This window comes from Methylobacterium sp. C33D (assembly GCF_053345825.1).
Genome location: NZ_JBKFAV010000208.1, coordinates 1 through 301, shown reverse-complemented (window position 1 = coordinate 301; position 301 = coordinate 1). Strand labels below are relative to the sequence as shown.

At 70.8% G+C, this 301-nt stretch carries 1 protein-coding gene and 1 pseudogene; both read right to left on the bottom strand.

Translation table 11 applies throughout. The annotated features are described in order from the left end of the window. Nucleotides 1-88, bottom strand: an 88-nt coding sequence (gene tnpB / locus ACLBXO_RS32070) for an IS66 family insertion sequence element accessory protein TnpB (protein ID WP_447687955.1), incomplete at its 3' end; no start/stop codon positions are given. A 23-nt stretch (nucleotides 89-111) separates the two neighbouring features. Next, nucleotides 112-301 (bottom strand): annotated as a pseudogene (locus tag ACLBXO_RS32065) (DDE-type integrase/transposase/recombinase); the annotation flags it as partial.

Below are 301 nucleotides of genomic sequence, written 5' to 3'. Positions count from 1 at the left end.
AGTAGACGAGCTTGACCCGATCGGCGCGCCGCGCCCGGAAGACGTAGATCGCCCCGCTGAACGGGTCGGCGCCCAGGCTCTCGCGCACCAGCGCCGCCAGGCCGTCCGCGCCCTTGCGGAAGTCCACTTCGCCCCCATACCGGCGAGCTGTCTTCGGTAGGCCTCGGCTGCGTGCTGGCTGCCGCGATCCGAGTGGCAGATCAGCCCGGCGGCCGGCCGCTGCCGCTGGGCGGCCATCATCAATGCCGCTACGCTCAGCTCGGCGCGCATGTGATCGCGCATCGACCAACCGACGATCTTG